The organism is Algoriphagus boseongensis, assembly GCF_004362805.1.
Taxonomy (GTDB): domain Bacteria; phylum Bacteroidota; class Bacteroidia; order Cytophagales; family Cyclobacteriaceae; genus Algoriphagus; species Algoriphagus boseongensis.
The window spans coordinates 1,145,333-1,160,604 of record NZ_SNYF01000005.1 but is presented as its reverse complement, the minus strand read 5'-3'; the positions used below and the strand labels follow the sequence as shown (position 1 = coordinate 1,160,604).

Sequence of the window (15,272 nt, the reverse complement as noted above, 5' to 3'; positions counted from 1 at the left end):
TTGTGAAGTACTTCTGGTAACTTGGAAGTACTTTTCCATTTTTAACCCATTCTATTATGCAATATCTCAAGCTCAGATCCAGAGGAGAATTTGTTTCATATCTCCAGGAACTTCTCACAAAATTAGGCTATGAAATCCCCGCCACGGGATATTTTGGCAATATGACCGACGCTGCTGTCCGGGATTTCCAGAAGAAAAATGACCTCGTCGTAGACGGGGAAGTAGGAATCAAGACCTGGACGGTTTTGATTGAAAAAACTCGTCCCGCCCAGCAATTGGAAAGCAAGTTTTTGGGAGAAGGAGATTTAAAGGATTTTGCCTCCAGACATAATCTTGAACTGGCAGCAGTCAAAGCAGTCAATGAAGTGGAAAGCAGCGGAAAGGGATTTTTGGTAGATGGAAGACCGAAAATACTTTTTGAAGGCCATGAGTTTTGGAAGCAGTTGAAGGCTAGGGGAATCAACCCGGCTTCCATTTCGAATGCATCCAATTCAGATGTGCTGTACTCTAAATGGACCAAGGTGCATTACATCGGAGGAACAGGGGAATATTCCCGTTTAGAAAAAGCGATTGCTTTATCTCCAGATCCAAGATTTAAGGAAGCTGCATTGGCTTCGACCTCTTGGGGAAGCTATCAGATTATGGGCTATCATGCGACCAAGTTGGGATATCCCACTGTTCAGGCTTTTGTGGATGAAATGTACCAGCACGAGCGAAATCAGCTTAAGGCTTTCGGAAAATACATTGAGGCTTTTGGTTGCATCAATCATTTACGATCAAAAAACTGGGCAAAATTTGCATATTGCTACAACGGACCACAGTACGCCCAAAACAAGTACGACGTCAAAATGGCCAATGCCTATAAAAAATACCAAGCTTAATTTATGACTTTAGAAGAACTTAATCGGCTATTTCAAAGAGACTTAGACAAATTAAAACAAGAACTCGAACTCTATTCAAATGAGGAAAACCTCTGGAAAGTAGAAGGAGAAATAGCTAATTCTGCGGGCAATTTAGCCATGCATCTCATCGGGAATTTGAAGCACTTTATTGGATTTGATCTGGGAGCTGTTCCTTATGAAAGAAATCGTGAAAGAGAATTTGGGGCAAAAGGGGAACCTCGAGATGGTTTGATTGCAGAGATTGATGAGGTAAAGAAGATTCTTGAAAATACTTTACCAAAGCTTCATCCCAAACGATTAGACGACATGTCTATCCACGCTTTTTTCGGACATTCCATGACCATAGGTTTTTTCCTGATCCATCTGTATGGGCACTTCAATTATCATTTGGGACAAATCAATTACCATAGGAGATTGCTCGATAGGAACTAAAAATTGTTAAAAAAGAAACGGTGGCAGAAAGAATCTAAACAGTTCGGCCACCGTTTTTTACTTTTAGATGAATGGAAAGTCTAACCTTAAATCTGGTCTTGTTTATGGGGATTTTAATCCTCCTGAATGTTCCTGCCTATTTTTTGGGCTTAAGGTTTCAGGGTAATGAACCCCAAAAGCGGCTTTGGTTTGAGCCACCTGGATTTGTGATTCCATTAGTTTGGGTCGGATTATTCACGCTTTTGGCCATACTTCGTCACCAATTGCTTCTGGAAGGCCAAAATCAGTTGGCCATGATGATTGTGATTTTGGCTGTGGTATGTGCTTCCTATGCCTATTACACTTTGGGATTGGAAAAACTGACCGGAATCTCCGCCTTGAAATTTGGTCTAGCAGGAAACATTCTAGTGCTTTTAGCCGCGTTTTGGGTAGGAGTTCAGGTAGCTGACCTTTCCTCCAATCTTTCTTACCTTATTTTTCCGATCGTTGCTTGGACATTTTTTGCAACCATGATAATTATAGGTCAGCTTCGTCGAGCTTAATAATCAAAGCTTAGGAGACTTTTTTGTCGAAAAGAAAAATCAGAAATCCGACTCCTACAATTCCCAGACCTGAAATACTCTCCCAAGGTTTGTCCCAAAACAAATAAATCAATACCGAGGTGCTAAAAATCAGGTAGAGATACTGGGGGATAGGCTTAAATGGTGTGATAAAGCCTGTTTCCTTTTTGATTTTCAAGGAGGAAAATACCGTTATCGTTCCCATCAACTGAAGAACAAAACCTGCATAAACCATGACTTGCTCAAAGGAACCTGAGAGGAAAAGAGCCAAACTGAATAAGGTGTTTAATAGAATCGCCCGAACCGGAATTCCATGGGAATTGACTTTTGCCAAAGGACTCCAAAGCCGAAAATCTCTGGCCATCGCATAGGTGATTCTTGGCCCAACCCAGCTGTAGCCCGAAATTGTGGCAATCAACTGAAGAGCGATAAAGAAACTGACCCATAAGGCTCCGGAGTTTCCAAACAGATTTCCAAAAGCAATATCGGCCACCTGGACTTTTCCAGTAAGTTGATCCACTTGAGCATGCTTAAGCAAAATGACCTGAAGCAAAACATAAACTACCATGACTAGCAGAGTGGAAGCAATTAATGCCTTGGGAAGATTTTTCTGGGGTTGGTCTACTTCTTCGATAATATAGGCAGCGGAATTCCACCCCGTATATGCATAAAATACATAGATCAAGGAAACAGCGAAGCCAGGGAGGATCACTTCATTTTTCCATGAAGAGGAAAAATCAAACGAATCAGGACTTACCCGAGATGAAAAAAAGAAACCAAGGCCTATAAGAACTAGCATGAAAAGAACTTTTACCAAGGTGAAAAGGTCTTGGAAAATGGCTGACTTACCGATGGAAATGGTATGAAAAAGTGGAATAACTAACAGGAAAAATAGTCCGGGAAGAATTGTTTCTCCCAACATGGGTGTCAGGTAATTGTTCATTGCCATGGCAGCAATGGCAATGGGCGCTGAAAATCCTACTGTCAAAGAAACCCAAGCATAGCTATAGCCGATGGCTGGATGAATGGTCTCTGAAAGGAATATATAGTCGCCCCCAGTCTTCCGGAAATGGGTCCCCAATTCTGCATAAACAAAAGCCCCAATCAGGGCCATGATTCCCCCGAGAATCCAAAGCAGGAGAATAGACCAGGTATTTTGAACTTCAGCCAATTGAAATCCCAAACTGGTGAAAACACCTGTTCCGATCATGTTGGCGATGACTAATCCAGCGGCTGTTTTCCAGGAGATTTTTGAAAGGGATTTCATTGGGATCAAACTTCTTGAAACTTTGGGATTAAAAAAAAAGCACCCTGAAAAATCAGGATGCTTTTTTTGAAAAGGTTTGGGATGATTAATTCTTTATGGCTTCGAAAAGATCGATTTGGGTTGCTTTGACTTTTTCTTCATAAGCTTTCCAATCTCCACTCATGAATTCATTCACTTTTGCGATAGCTTCTTTGGCAGCTTCCTGACCATGATTTAGCAAGCGTTGTTCAGTCGCTCCAGGCGCTCCATAGCTTGAGCTAGCATAGCTTCTAGGTGCAAAAACACGGTTCATGGTAGTAGGATAGAGGTTTCTGACAATACCTTGACCTTCTCTTCTAGGCCCATTAAATGCTTCTCTTGCGGTGTCAAGTTTCTTTTTGATCTCCTTAGTAGCATCGGCCAAAGCTTTCGCTTCATCGGTCTTCACATCTTTGATCAAAGCATTGACCTTGTCGATTACTTTTTGAGCTTCATCCAGTTGTTTGGTAGCAGCGCTGACCTCAGATGAAAGGGATTCAACCTCCTTAAGGAAATTTTCTCTGGCTTGAAGATTTGCCAATTGGTATTCGATTCTAGGATCCATGTTTACTTTGATCGAAGTCTCAGAAGATTCCCCTCCGTATTCGAATACCACTTTGTAGGTGCCTGGAAGTGCATCTCCACCGGATGGTTCAAAGAAACCGGATCTACGTCCGCCTCCGCCTTGACCACCACCAAAACCACCGCTCATTTCTGCAGTTGATTTTCTGTCCAGATTCCATATAATTCTATTCACTCCTTTTTCAGGAAGTGTTTTCAAGGTTCTAATTTGTTCGCCTGAAGCGTTGAAAATTTTCACTGTGACAGAGTCTAACTTTTCCTTGTCATCGTTGATGAAATAGCTCAAACGACCACCAGTCTGACGGTTTTCTCCGGCATATTTTGCGTCTGCTGCAAATCTTTCCCCATGAGGCTGCTGGATTTCTACCTGATATGCTTCTGGAGCAGGGAACGCAGTGATTTTTCCAGCTGGAGCTTTTCCTGAATTCTTGGCAAAAGCTCTCAAAGGACGGATGTCATCTAAAATGTAGAAAGCTCGTCCAAAGGTTCCGATTACCAAATCCGCTTCTCTTTCCTGGATGGTCATGTCATAGGTAGACACTGCCTTAGGATAGCCATGTTCCCACTTGTTCCAGGTTTTAGCCTTGTCAAAGGAAACATACAATCCGAATTCAGTTCCAAGGAAAACCAAGTTTGGTTCTTCAGTATCCTGCTTGATAGAAAGGGTATATCCCCAAACCTTGCTGTCGTCAGCGATTCGAGTAAAGGTCTTTCCAAAATCAGAACTATGGTAAGCATAAGCGCTGAAGTCATTGTTTCTGTAGTTGTTGGCCACAACCCAAACTTCTCCAGCATTGTATTTAGAGGCTTGAACTTGAGGAATCCACGAATTTTTTGGAAGGCCAGTCATTTTGGAAACCACATTGGTCCAGGTTTTTCCACCGTCCTGAGTTACTTGGAGATTTCCGTCGTCAGTTCCTACCCAGATTACATTTTTATCAACTGGGGATGGAGCAATTGCAATGATGGTGGTATGATTTTCCGCACCGGTAATATCATAAGTCAAGCCTCCTGTGAATTGCTGTTTTTGCTTTGTAGAGTCGTTGGTGGTCAAATCTGGTGAGATGATTTCCCAAGTTTCGCCTGAATCAGTTGATTTATGCAGGAATTGAGAGGCATAGTACACCGTGTTAGGATCATGAGGATCCTGAGCAATCGCCGCATTCCAGTTAAATCTCAAGAAAACATCCTTGTCAGGGTGAGTAGGACGGATAGTTCGGTTGTGTCCAGTTAGTTTGTCAAATCGGGAAACATTTCCTCCCTGAGACATGGTATAGCCATATCTTGAATTTCTAGGATGGGATACCACATCAAAACCATCCCCGAAAGAAACTTCCTGCCAGTAGGTATTTCTGATTCCGTCATTTCTCCAGATATAAGCAGGACCCGTCCACGAGCCATTGTCTTGCATACCGCCATAGACGTTATAAGGAATTTCATTATCCACATTTACATGGTAGAATTGTCCAACAGGAAGGCCTTCTGCAAACATCCAGGTTTTGCCCATGTCGCGGGAAATATTCAATCCACCGTCATTTCCATCAATCAAAAGTGAAGGGTCATTTGGATTGATATACCAAGCATGGTGATCTGGGTGGACTCCGGAATATTGAAGCAATTGACGGAAAGATTTTCCTCCATCTTCAGTGACACCTACTCTTGAGTAAAGCGTGTAAACTCTATTTTCATTTTTTGGATCTGCATGAATTTCGAAATAGTAGAATGGTCGGTCGCCGATTTCATCTTTATCATTGATCATGCTGAATTTTTCTCCTCCGTCCTCAGAAACATACAGGGCGTTTTTGGAGGATTCGATCAAGGCGTAAACCTTATTGCTATTTGCTTTGGAAATAGCCAAGCCCATTCTTCCCAATTTTCCTTTTGGTAAGCCGTTATCCTCAGCGTTAAGCTTTTTCCAATTTTCTCCACCATCATAGGTTACATATAGGCCTGAAGATTCTCCTCCGGACTCAAAAAACCATGGATAGCGGCGATGTTGCCACATGTTGACAAAAAGTTTGTTGGGGTTGTTAGGGTCCATGATCATTTCGCCAACACCGGTCTTGGTGTCGATATAAAGGATTTTTTTCCAAGTCTTTCCGCCGTCGGTAGTCTTGTAAAGGCCACGATCTTCTTGCTCACCCCATGGAGAACCGATAGCTCCCACGAATACTGTGTTTGGGTCATCTGGGTGTACAATGATTCTGTGAATAGCTCGGGTCTTTTCCAAACCCATCAATTGCCAGGTCTTTCCCGCGTCGAGAGATCTATAAACTCCATAACCCATATTGAGTGAGTTTCTGGGATTTCCTTCTCCAGTTCCTACCCAGATTACATTTGGGTTTTTCTGATAAATGGAGATCGCACCGATAGAGTGCACGCGTTCATTGTCAAAAATCGGTTCCCATTTGATTCCCCCTGAGGTAGATTTCCATAAGCCCCCAGAAGCTGAACCTGCATAAATGATGTTTGGGTTTTCGGCTACAGCGTCAATGGCTGTAATCCTCCCACTCATACCGGCAGGACCGATACTTCTAGCCTTCATGGATTTGAATTGGTCCATGTCCACCTGCTGCGCAAAAGTGCCTAAGCACAGCATGCTGGCCAAAATCAGTAAATAAATTTTTCTCATGTATTTGGTGGTTTTTATTCTAAAGGTAAATAAGCGAAAAGAGCTGGGATTGGGATGAAAAATTTGATAAATGACTGCCAAATGTCCATTCACCCATTCTTTTTGATTACTGGTTTGGGAAGGGAAAGAGATTTCCTTTTCTTAGCAAGAAAAAAAGTTTCTATGCAATTAAGTAAATGGAAGCCTTTGGTCGGGCTTTTTCTTTTTGTAGGTATTGCTTCTGGATTTGCTCAGACGGGTAGATTTCAGCAAGCTGTAAAGTATAAAATGGATGTCCAAATGGATGTCAAAACCAATCAGTACACCGGTACTCAGGAATTGGTGTATACCAATAACTCTCCGGATACCTTGACCCGGGTATTTTATCATTTGTATTACAATGCTTTCCAACCTGGAAGCATGATGGATGTCAGATCCAGAACGATAGCTGATCCAGATCGAAGAGTGGGGGATAGAATTTCAAAGCTAAAGTCTGATGAAATCGGATACCTCCATGCCAAATCTTTGACCATGAATGGCAAGCCTGTTCAATTCAAGGAGGTAGAAACTATCTTAGAAGTGACTCTTCCTGAACCGATTTTGCCAAATACTTCTACAACTTTTCAAATGGAATTTGAAGGACAGGTTCCATTGCAAATCCGAAGATCAGGCAGAGACAGTGAGGAAGGGGTTCGGTATTCCATGTCTCAGTGGTATCCAAAAATGGCCAACTATGACGAGCAGGGATGGCATGCAAATCCTTACATAGGAAGAGAATTTTATGGAATTTGGGGAGATTTTGATGTGAAAATCACCATTGACAAAACTTATGTACTCGGAGGAACCGGGTATTTGCAAAACCCGAATGAAATCGGTCATGGATATGAAGATGAAGGAGTGAAAGTTCCTGAGCCAAAAGGAAATACCCTAACCTGGCATTTCGTAGCTCCTCAAGTACATGACTTTATGTGGGGCGCAGACTATAAATACAAGCACGACAAAGTTCAGATGGATAACGGAATCACCGTACACCATTTTTATATCCCAGGTCCTAAGACCACTGAAAATTGGGAGAAACTCAAAGAATATACGCCTAAAGCGATTTCCTACATGTCTCAGAGATTTGGGCAGTATCCATACAAGCAGTTTTCTGTTGTTCAAGGCGGAGATGGAGGAATGGAATATGCCATGTCAACTTTGATTACAGGAGAAAGAAATCTAGCAAGTTTAGTGGGAGTAATGGTTCATGAATTGGCTCATAGCTGGTTCCATGGTGTTTTGGCATCCAATGAATCGCTTTATCCTTGGATGGATGAGGGATTTACATCCTATGCAAGCGGTTGGACTATGTCAAACATTTTCCAGGAGAATGCTAATCCAAATAGAGGCTCCTATTCTGGCTATTACCGATTAGCCCTTTCTGGGTTAGAAGAACCTATGTCTACTCATTCGGATCATTACCACACCAATCAGGCCTATAGCTCTGCAGCTTATTCAAAAGGCGCTGTATTCTTGGCTCAATTGGGTTATGTGATTGGTGAGGAAGCAAGAGATAGAGGAATGCTTCGCTATTTCAATACCTGGAAGTTCAAACATCCAAACGTGAATGATTTGGTAAGAATCATGGAAAAAGAAAGTGGGATAGAGTTGGATTGGTACAAGGAGTATTTCGTCTCTACCACCAAAACCATTGATTATGGAATCAAGGAGGTTATGGCAAGTGGGGATAACACAGAAATTACTTTGGAAAGAATCGGATTGATGCCAATGCCTATAGACTTGGTGATTACCTATAAAGATGGAAGCCAGGAGTCAATTTATATGCCTTTGGTGATTATGAGAGGAGAAAAGCCTCAGGAAAAAGGAACTCCAGTCCGTATCCATACAGATCCTTGGCCATGGACCAATCTTAGCAAAACCTTGGTCTTAACTAAACCATTTGGCTCGATCAAGTCAGTGGAAATTGACCCGAGCAAGCGAATGGCGGATGTTCATCAGGAAAACAATAAGAAGGAATTTTAATCCGGAATAGAATTTAAAAAAAGGCGGTTTTAACCGCCTTTTTTTTGTTTTTACTTTATTTCAATTGATTGGCTTTATCCAGATGTTTCGATAAAGTACTTCATGACCTTCGGCTTGAAGTTTAAGTCCTCCTGGGGTATCGGTAATCCCTTTCCCTCCATCGTTACCTCCGTCAATTCCTGAATTGGGCCCACCCCAAACTTGTTGGATTTCTACATTGTCGTGGATTTTTTCACCATTGAAATAGATGGTAACTCTAGCCTTTTCAGTGAGTTTTCCATTCACAAATCTTGCCGCTCTGAATTGGATGTCGTAAGCATTCCAAGCTCCAACTCCATTGTACACGGTCTTCGCAGGGAGGTGCTCATTGATTACTGCCGCCATTCCGTGCAATCCATAATCTCCATCCAAAATCTGGATTTCATATCGGTTTTGTAAATACACTCCGCTGTTTCCCCCTTCATTTTTTACCAAAAACTCTACATGGGCTTCAAAGTCACGGAATTCGTCTTTGGTCACAATATCGGCTGCTCCGTACTTTCCACCAGCTCCGGCTGGATCATTGGAAGAGATTGCGGGTTTTCCATCCACAGGATCCTTCACCTCGGCCCATTTGATAGGCATTTCGGCTGAAAATCTTGGGCCTTCCCAATATTTCCAGTTTTCATGAAGTGATTTGGCTGTTCCATCCAAGTAAAGCTTTGCGCCTTTTGGAGGTTTGGTACCGAGGTAGAAGTTTGCCTTTTGTGCAATTGATCCCGAGATAATTCCGGTGAATAGAAGCAGGGTGAAAAAAAGAGTTTTCGATTTCATAGGTTTAGGGTTTATTATTTTTGAATGAAAAACTGAATTCTGGTTTTCCTCTAAACCAATTTGGTTATTTTTATTCGAAATCAAACTTTTTATCCCATGAAATGGCAAGGAAGAAGACAAAGCTCAAATGTAGATGATAGAAGGGGGCAAGGCGGTGGAAGTGGAGGAGGATTTAATCCTTTGCTGATCGGTCCCTTGATTAAAATCCTTTTTTCAAAAACCGGACTGGTGATCATCGGATTGTTTTTGGCAATCTCTTTTATCACCGGAAATAATCCTCTTAGTCTTCTTGGAGGTTTGCTTGGAGGGGGTGGAAGTCAGGGTTTTACCACTGAGACAAACTATACACCAACCGCTGAAGAGGAGGAAATGGCTCAATTTTCTTCAACAATTCTTGCTGATACAGAAGACGTTTGGAATCAGTTAATTGAGGACTATCGGGAACCAACTTTGGTTTTATTTACTGGTTCGGTGTCATCTGCCTGTGGAAATGCCAGTAGCTCTACGGGTCCTTTTTACTGTCCAGCTGACGAAAAGCTCTACATAGATTTGAGCTTTTTCGAGGATATGGAGACAAAACTTAGAGCAGGCGGAGACTTTGCCTATGCCTATGTCATTGCACATGAGGTGGGCCATCACATTCAAAAAATCATGGGGATCACTGACCAAGTTCATAGCCTTCGAGGTCAAGTCAGCGAAAAGGAATACAATCAAAACTCTGTGAGATTGGAATTGCAAGCTGATTTTTTAGCAGGAGTTTGGGCTCATCATAGTCAGAGAAGTTCTGCGATGATGGAAGCTGGAGACCTGGAAGAAGCCCTAAATGCGGCTAATGCCATAGGAGACGATCGTTTGCAGAAGCAAGCAACAGGAAGAGTGGTGCCAGATTCTTTTACCCACGGAACTTCAGCACAACGGATGAAGTGGTTCAAAAAGGGATTTGAAACTGGAGACTTGCGTCAGGGAGATACCTTCAGTGCCCGGGATCTTTGATTTCAAAGGTTTTTAAAACCAACCCATTACCGTTCCTACGCTCTTCATTCCCAGAATAAAAGTGATTAACCAGATTAAAATACCAATGCTGGTAGCTAAAGAAGAGTTTTTGTATTTCCCTAAAAAATCAGCCTGACTTCCTGCCCAAATCAGCCAGCCGCTGATGACTGGAAGGAGAATTCCATTTGCCAATTGAGCCAAAGTAATTAAGGTTACTGGCCGGATTCCAAAGGAAGAAAATACGATTCCCAAAATCAAAATTATCCCCATACTTCCTCGCATGGACTTGGATTTGATTTCCTGACTCCAGCCTAAGACTCCACAAATAACCAAACCTCCTGCCAGAGGAGCTGTGATAGCTGAAGTCATTCCAGCAGCCATTAGGCCGAAACCCATCAAGAAGCTTCCCAAATCACCAAACACACCAGAAAGACCTTTGGCTATGTCTTGAGCATTTTCCAGTTGAGTGGATGGATTGGCGACTCCAACTACCAATATCCCCATGGAGACTAGGCCACCTAAAATCACCGAAACGCTAATGTCTGTGCGCATGGAAGGTAAAGAACTGGGATTTCTCCATTTCTTTTTCACCAAACTTGCATACAGGAAAAGATTGTAGGGAACTACCGTGGTTCCGATTAAGGCAACCACTGTAGGAAATTTTCCAGGATCAAAACTCGGGACAAAGCCTATTGCTAATTTTCCTAAGTCCGGTTTTGTCAAAATCGCGGAAACAATAAATGCCAATGACATGGTCAAAACCAGACCCACCAGGACTTTTTCGATTCGGTTGAAATTACCAGACCAGAGTAGAAGTGATGCTAAAATCCCAAAGAGCAGACTTCCGGATTGGATGGATAGTTGACCTATATCCCAAACCGGAGCTTCCCAAAATACCCCTAAACCCAAATTGGCTCCGGAGATATTTCCACCTTGATAAGCAGCATTTCCCAAGCCAATGGCTGCCAAAATCAATATAACGGAAAGGAGCTTTATTACTTTTCTCGGGGTTTGATTTCGTATTAACTCGCTTAAGTCCTGTTGGGTAATCAGTCCTATTCGACCTGAGATTTCTTGCAGATACACAGTAGCTAAAATACTCAAAGCCAAAGCCCAAAGCAGTGTAAAATCATAATCGATCCCTGCAAGTGTACAGACAGTTACCGTTCCGGGACCTATAAAAGCAGCAGTAACCAAAGGGCCTGGACCGATCTTTTCAAGAATTTTTTTGAGTTGCACCAGAGAAGTTTTTTGGGAAAATAGAGAATTGGGAAGATTTTTTGTAGGTTTTGTTTCATTGCGGAATAAAAAAATAACACATGCTTTGGTTGAAAAGAATTGCAAAGATCATCTCCGTCCTAGTTTTGTCTCTGGTGTTTTTTCTTGGTTTGATGTATCGTGCAGATATTCCTTCAGAAGAATTAGTGGAAAAGTACAGTACCCCACAGTCTCATTTTATTGAGGTGGATGGATTAAATGTCCATGTCAGATTTATGGGGGAGGGTGACCCAATATTTCTTTTGCATGGGAGTTTTTCTTCCCTGCATACCTGGGATGTGTGGCAGAAGGAATTGAGTCCTTATTTCATGACCATCTCTTTAGATTTTCCAGGACATGGCTTGACTGGCCCTGATGAGTTAAAGCGCTATTCCATTGAGGATTACAGTCACTTGGTTCAACGGATAGCTGAAAAGCTTTCAATAGAAAAATTTCACCTGGCAGGAAATTCCATGGGTGGGGCTGTGGCTTTGGAAATTGCTACTTCAAGACCTGATAAAGTGCTCAGTCTAAATTTAATTGATGCTTCTGGAGCTCCTCAAAGAGCCCAAAGGACTGTTTCTACGGGAGATTCTACTCAAACCACTTCCAGACCTTTGATCTTTCGCGTTGCTGAAAACCCTGTCTTTTCAAAGATTTTATTGAAATGCACTCCCAAGTTTTTGTTTGCTAAAAACCTTCAAGAAGTCTATGGAGATAAATCCAAAGTCAATGAAGCGGCAGTAGATCGATATTATGAATTGATGCTGATGCAAGGGAATCGAAAGGCTACTTTAGATCGACTTAGCCAGTCCAGAAGAAAGGAATTCGACTTTTCAAGATTGACCATGCCTACCCTGATTTTATGGGGAGAAAAAGATTCTTGGATTTCGGTATCCAATGCATACAGCTTTGAAAGTGCGATTCTTGGTTCAAATCTGGTCATTTTCCCTGAGGCTGGTCATGTGCCCATGGAAGAAATCCCGACGGAATCTGTCTCAGAATACCTTTCTTTTTTAGGGGTGGAAGTAAGGAAAAACTACCTTGATCCCTCCAAACAATTAGTCTATGCAGATTGAATACCTGATATACTTAGTACTTGCCCTCCAAGTCGGATTGATTTTTTGGTTTTTGATTAGGAAAAAGGATGATCATAAAGCACTATTAGCCGAGGAATTGGCAAAGATCAATCGTGAGTTGGGCGTATCTCTGGCAGAAGGAAGAAGAGAATCGGGAGAAACCCTGACTAGACAATTCCAATTAGTTTTTGACCATCAACGAGCAAGCGCCAAGGACCAAGGTGAAGCTTTGCGGCTTTTCGGAGAAACAGTCCGACAATCCATGAAAGATCTTCAGGAAATGCAGCGGGACAGATTTTTTGAGTTGGGAAGAAGTCAGGACGAGTTGGTGAAAAATACAGAAGCCAGATTGGAGAAAATAAGGGAAACCGTAGAGGAGAAGCTTCAAAAAACGCTAGAAGTCAGATTAGGTCAGTCTTTTGAATTGGTTAGCAATCAACTTCAGGCAGTTCAGAAGGGACTGGGAGAAATGCAGAGTTTGGCGAATGGTGTCGGTGATCTGAAAAGAGTTTTGACGAATGTGAAAAGCAGGGGCGTTTTAGGGGAGTATCAACTTCAAGCCATTTTAGAAAATCTCCTTTCTCCCGATCAATATATTGTAAATGCGGCAGTCAATGGAAGTAGGGATCGAGTGGAATTTGCAGTAAAAATGCCAGGCCAAGATGAGGTGGTTCTTTTGCCAATAGATTCCAAATTTCCTCAGGAATCTTTTCTCAGATTGGTTGATGCTTATGAAGAAGGTGACAAAGTAAAAGTGGATTATTATCGGACGGAGCTTGTTAAAGCTGTAAAAAAATCAGCTGGGGAAATTCAGGGAAAATATATCCATCCGCCCGGAACCACGGATTTTGCCATTCTTTTTCTTCCTGTAGAAAGTCTCTATGCCGAAATTCTCAGAGAACCTGGTTTAGCTCAGCAAATTCAGCAGGATTACAAGGTAATTGTGACTGGACCGACTACTCTTTCAGCAATTCTTAATTCACTTCAAATGGGCTTCCGAACTTTGGCAATTCAAAGAAGAAGTGCAGAGGTCTGGCAGATTCTTGGAGCTGTGAAAAATGAGTTCGGGAAGTTTGGGGAATTATTGGAGCGAACTCAGAAAAAGCTGAATGAGGCAAATTCTGAGCTAGATAAATTAGTGGGAGTAAGGACCCGGGTGATCCAAAGAAAGCTGAAAGAAGTTCAAGAATTACCCGATTCTGAAAGCCAAAATCTTTTGGAAGATTAAATCCAAAACCTAGTCCAAGAGTAAAAACCTTGGATTTATTTGTTTTTAGCCAAATGGAATCCTTACTTTTCATCAGGATTCAAAAAGAAAGTTCTTCGGACAATTTTAGGAATAGAAAAGCCCTTAATTTTGCCCTCACTAAAATACACTAATCTATCTCTATGGGGATGAATATAGTAATCGCCGGCGCCGGAGATATGGGATATCACCTGGCAGAGCGATTGAGTTATGACAACAAGGACATTACGCTGATTGATACCGATCGCAATGTTCTAGATTATGTAGCATCCAAACTTGATGTTTTAACAGTTCAAGGAGATGCCACTTCCCTTGATGTCTTGCAGCAAGCCAATGTAGAAGAAGCCAGTATGGTTTTGGCGGTTACCACTTCTGAAAAAACCAATTTGGTAACGGCGGTTTTAGCTAAGCAGCTTGGAGCCAAGAGAGTTATGGCTAGGGTAAGAAACCACACCTATCTCAAAGAAGATAATATTTCCTATTTCAATAATCTAGGAATTGACAACTTGATCTCTCCGACAATGCTTTGTTCTAGGGAGATTTATAAAATGATTGAAAACTCAAGTTTTACTGAGGTTTTCGATTTTGGAGGAGGAAAGCTGAATATCGTAGGCATTACCCTAGATCAATATAGTCCTTTGGTCAATCAAAGGATCATGGATACTAAAGAAGATCCTATCTACGAGGATATTCGAATTATTGCTATCGTAAGGGATCAAAAGACTATCATACCAAGAGGAAGTACGATTATTCGAAATAATGACCATGCCTTCTTTATCTCTCACAAGAAAAATACTGAGACGATCATTGAAGCTTTGGGTCAGAAAAAGGTGAAGATCAAAAACGTCATGATTATCGGTGGAGATGACATGGCGGTGACTACTGCTATCAAGCTTCAAAAAGATTATCGCGTCACTTTGGTCAACAATGAAAAAGAACGCTGCAAGTGGTTGGCTGAGAACTTACCAAATACCTTGGTAATCAATGGAGATTACAAAAATATTGAACTACTGGTAGAAGAGGGGCTCGAGGAAATGGATGCTTTTTTGGCGCTGACTGAATCTTCCGAGACGAATATTATTACTAGTCTTTCCGCCAAAAACCATGGGGTTTACAAAACAATCGCTCACGTAGATACTCGAGAATACATTCACATTTCACATAGTATTGGGGTCGATTCACTGATCAATAAAAAGTTGGTGGCGGCGAATGAAATTACCCGATACCTCAGAAAAGGTACCGTGGATGCTGTGTCAGGGATATATGGCGTAGATGCTGAATTTATCCAGTACAGTGTGACCAAAACCAACCGCTTAACCAAACACCCTTTGCGGGAACTACATTTTCCTTCCACGGCGATTGTTGCTGGAGTGATACGTGGTGAGAATGTATTTATCCCTGACGGTGACTTCACCCTTCAAATTGATGACAAAGCAATTGTTTTAGCCTTGCCAGAGGCTAAGCAAGCGCTGGAGAAACTTTTCCATTAA

General features: G+C 41.9%; 12 protein-coding genes. 8 read left to right on the top strand and 4 right to left on the bottom strand.

All coding sequences use genetic code 11. The annotated features are described in order from the left end of the window. Positions 1-56 precede the first annotated feature (56 nt). From DFQ04_RS05035 to DFQ04_RS05025, 3 genes are all read left to right on the top strand, one after another. Positions 57-881, top strand: coding sequence for an N-acetylmuramidase domain-containing protein (locus DFQ04_RS05035; protein ID WP_133553299.1), 825 nt, complete (start codon positions 57-59; stop codon positions 879-881). 3 nt (positions 882-884) lie between these two features. After that, on the top strand, positions 885-1,334 hold the full coding sequence (locus tag DFQ04_RS05030; protein WP_133553297.1) for a DinB family protein: 450 nt from the start codon (positions 885-887) through the stop codon (positions 1,332-1,334). A gap of 71 nt (positions 1,335-1,405) precedes the next feature. After that, the gene (locus tag DFQ04_RS05025; RefSeq protein ID WP_133553295.1) at positions 1,406-1,876 is read left to right on the top strand and encodes a tryptophan-rich sensory protein; all 471 of its coding nucleotides are present in this window, start codon (positions 1,406-1,408) and stop codon (positions 1,874-1,876) included. A gap of 10 nt (positions 1,877-1,886) precedes the next feature. Here the strand turns inward: DFQ04_RS05025 and DFQ04_RS05020 are convergent, their stop codons facing one another. Both DFQ04_RS05020 and DFQ04_RS05015 read right to left on the bottom strand, forming a co-directional pair. Continuing rightward, positions 1,887-3,161 carry an APC family permease gene (locus tag DFQ04_RS05020; protein WP_133553293.1) on the bottom strand — a complete coding sequence of 425 codons (1,275 nt, stop codon included), beginning with the start codon at positions 3,159-3,161 and terminating at the stop codon, positions 1,887-1,889. Between the two features lie 85 nt (positions 3,162-3,246). Continuing rightward, positions 3,247-6,393: a VPS10 domain-containing protein gene (locus DFQ04_RS05015; protein ID WP_133553291.1), complete on the bottom strand. Its 3,147-nt coding sequence runs from the start codon at positions 6,391-6,393 to the stop codon at positions 3,247-3,249. A 267-nt stretch (positions 6,394-6,660) separates the two neighbouring features. Between DFQ04_RS05015 and DFQ04_RS05010 the strand changes: the two genes are divergently transcribed. Continuing rightward, the gene (locus DFQ04_RS05010) at positions 6,661-8,394 is read left to right on the top strand and encodes a M1 family metallopeptidase (protein ID WP_133554362.1); all 1,734 of its coding nucleotides are present in this window, start codon (positions 6,661-6,663) and stop codon (positions 8,392-8,394) included. A 60-nt stretch (positions 8,395-8,454) separates the two neighbouring features. Here the strand turns inward: DFQ04_RS05010 and DFQ04_RS05005 are convergent, their stop codons facing one another. Then, positions 8,455-9,207 carry a 3-keto-disaccharide hydrolase gene (locus DFQ04_RS05005; RefSeq protein WP_133553289.1) on the bottom strand — a complete coding sequence of 251 codons (753 nt, stop codon included), beginning with the start codon at positions 9,205-9,207 and terminating at the stop codon, positions 8,455-8,457. Positions 9,208-9,303: 96 nt separating this feature from the next. Between DFQ04_RS05005 and ypfJ the strand changes: the two genes are divergently transcribed. Then, entirely contained in the window at positions 9,304-10,200 is an 897-nt protein-coding gene (gene ypfJ, locus DFQ04_RS05000; RefSeq protein ID WP_133553287.1) for a KPN_02809 family neutral zinc metallopeptidase, read from the top strand. Positions 10,201-10,212: 12 nt separating this feature from the next. Here the strand turns inward: ypfJ and DFQ04_RS04995 are convergent, their stop codons facing one another. Next, positions 10,213-11,439 carry an NRAMP family divalent metal transporter gene (locus DFQ04_RS04995; RefSeq protein ID WP_133553285.1) on the bottom strand — a complete coding sequence of 409 codons (1,227 nt, stop codon included), beginning with the start codon at positions 11,437-11,439 and terminating at the stop codon, positions 10,213-10,215. Positions 11,440-11,519: 80 nt separating this feature from the next. On the opposite strand from DFQ04_RS04995, the gene DFQ04_RS04990 reads away from it, so the two are divergent. The 3 genes from DFQ04_RS04990 (at position 11,520) to trkA (ending at position 15,272) form a co-directional block, all read left to right on the top strand. Next, a complete protein-coding gene (locus DFQ04_RS04990; protein ID WP_133553283.1) occupies positions 11,520-12,536 on the top strand; it encodes an alpha/beta fold hydrolase in 1,017 nt (338 codons plus the stop codon). Next, positions 12,526-13,764: a DNA recombination protein RmuC gene (locus tag DFQ04_RS04985; protein WP_133553281.1), complete on the top strand. Its 1,239-nt coding sequence runs from the start codon at positions 12,526-12,528 to the stop codon at positions 13,762-13,764. The genes DFQ04_RS04990 and DFQ04_RS04985 overlap by 11 nt, the downstream gene beginning before the upstream one ends. Before the next feature lie 161 nt (positions 13,765-13,925). Beyond that, complete coding sequence (gene trkA / locus DFQ04_RS04980; protein WP_133553279.1) at positions 13,926-15,272, top strand: Trk system potassium transporter TrkA; 1,347 nt, start codon at positions 13,926-13,928, stop codon at positions 15,270-15,272.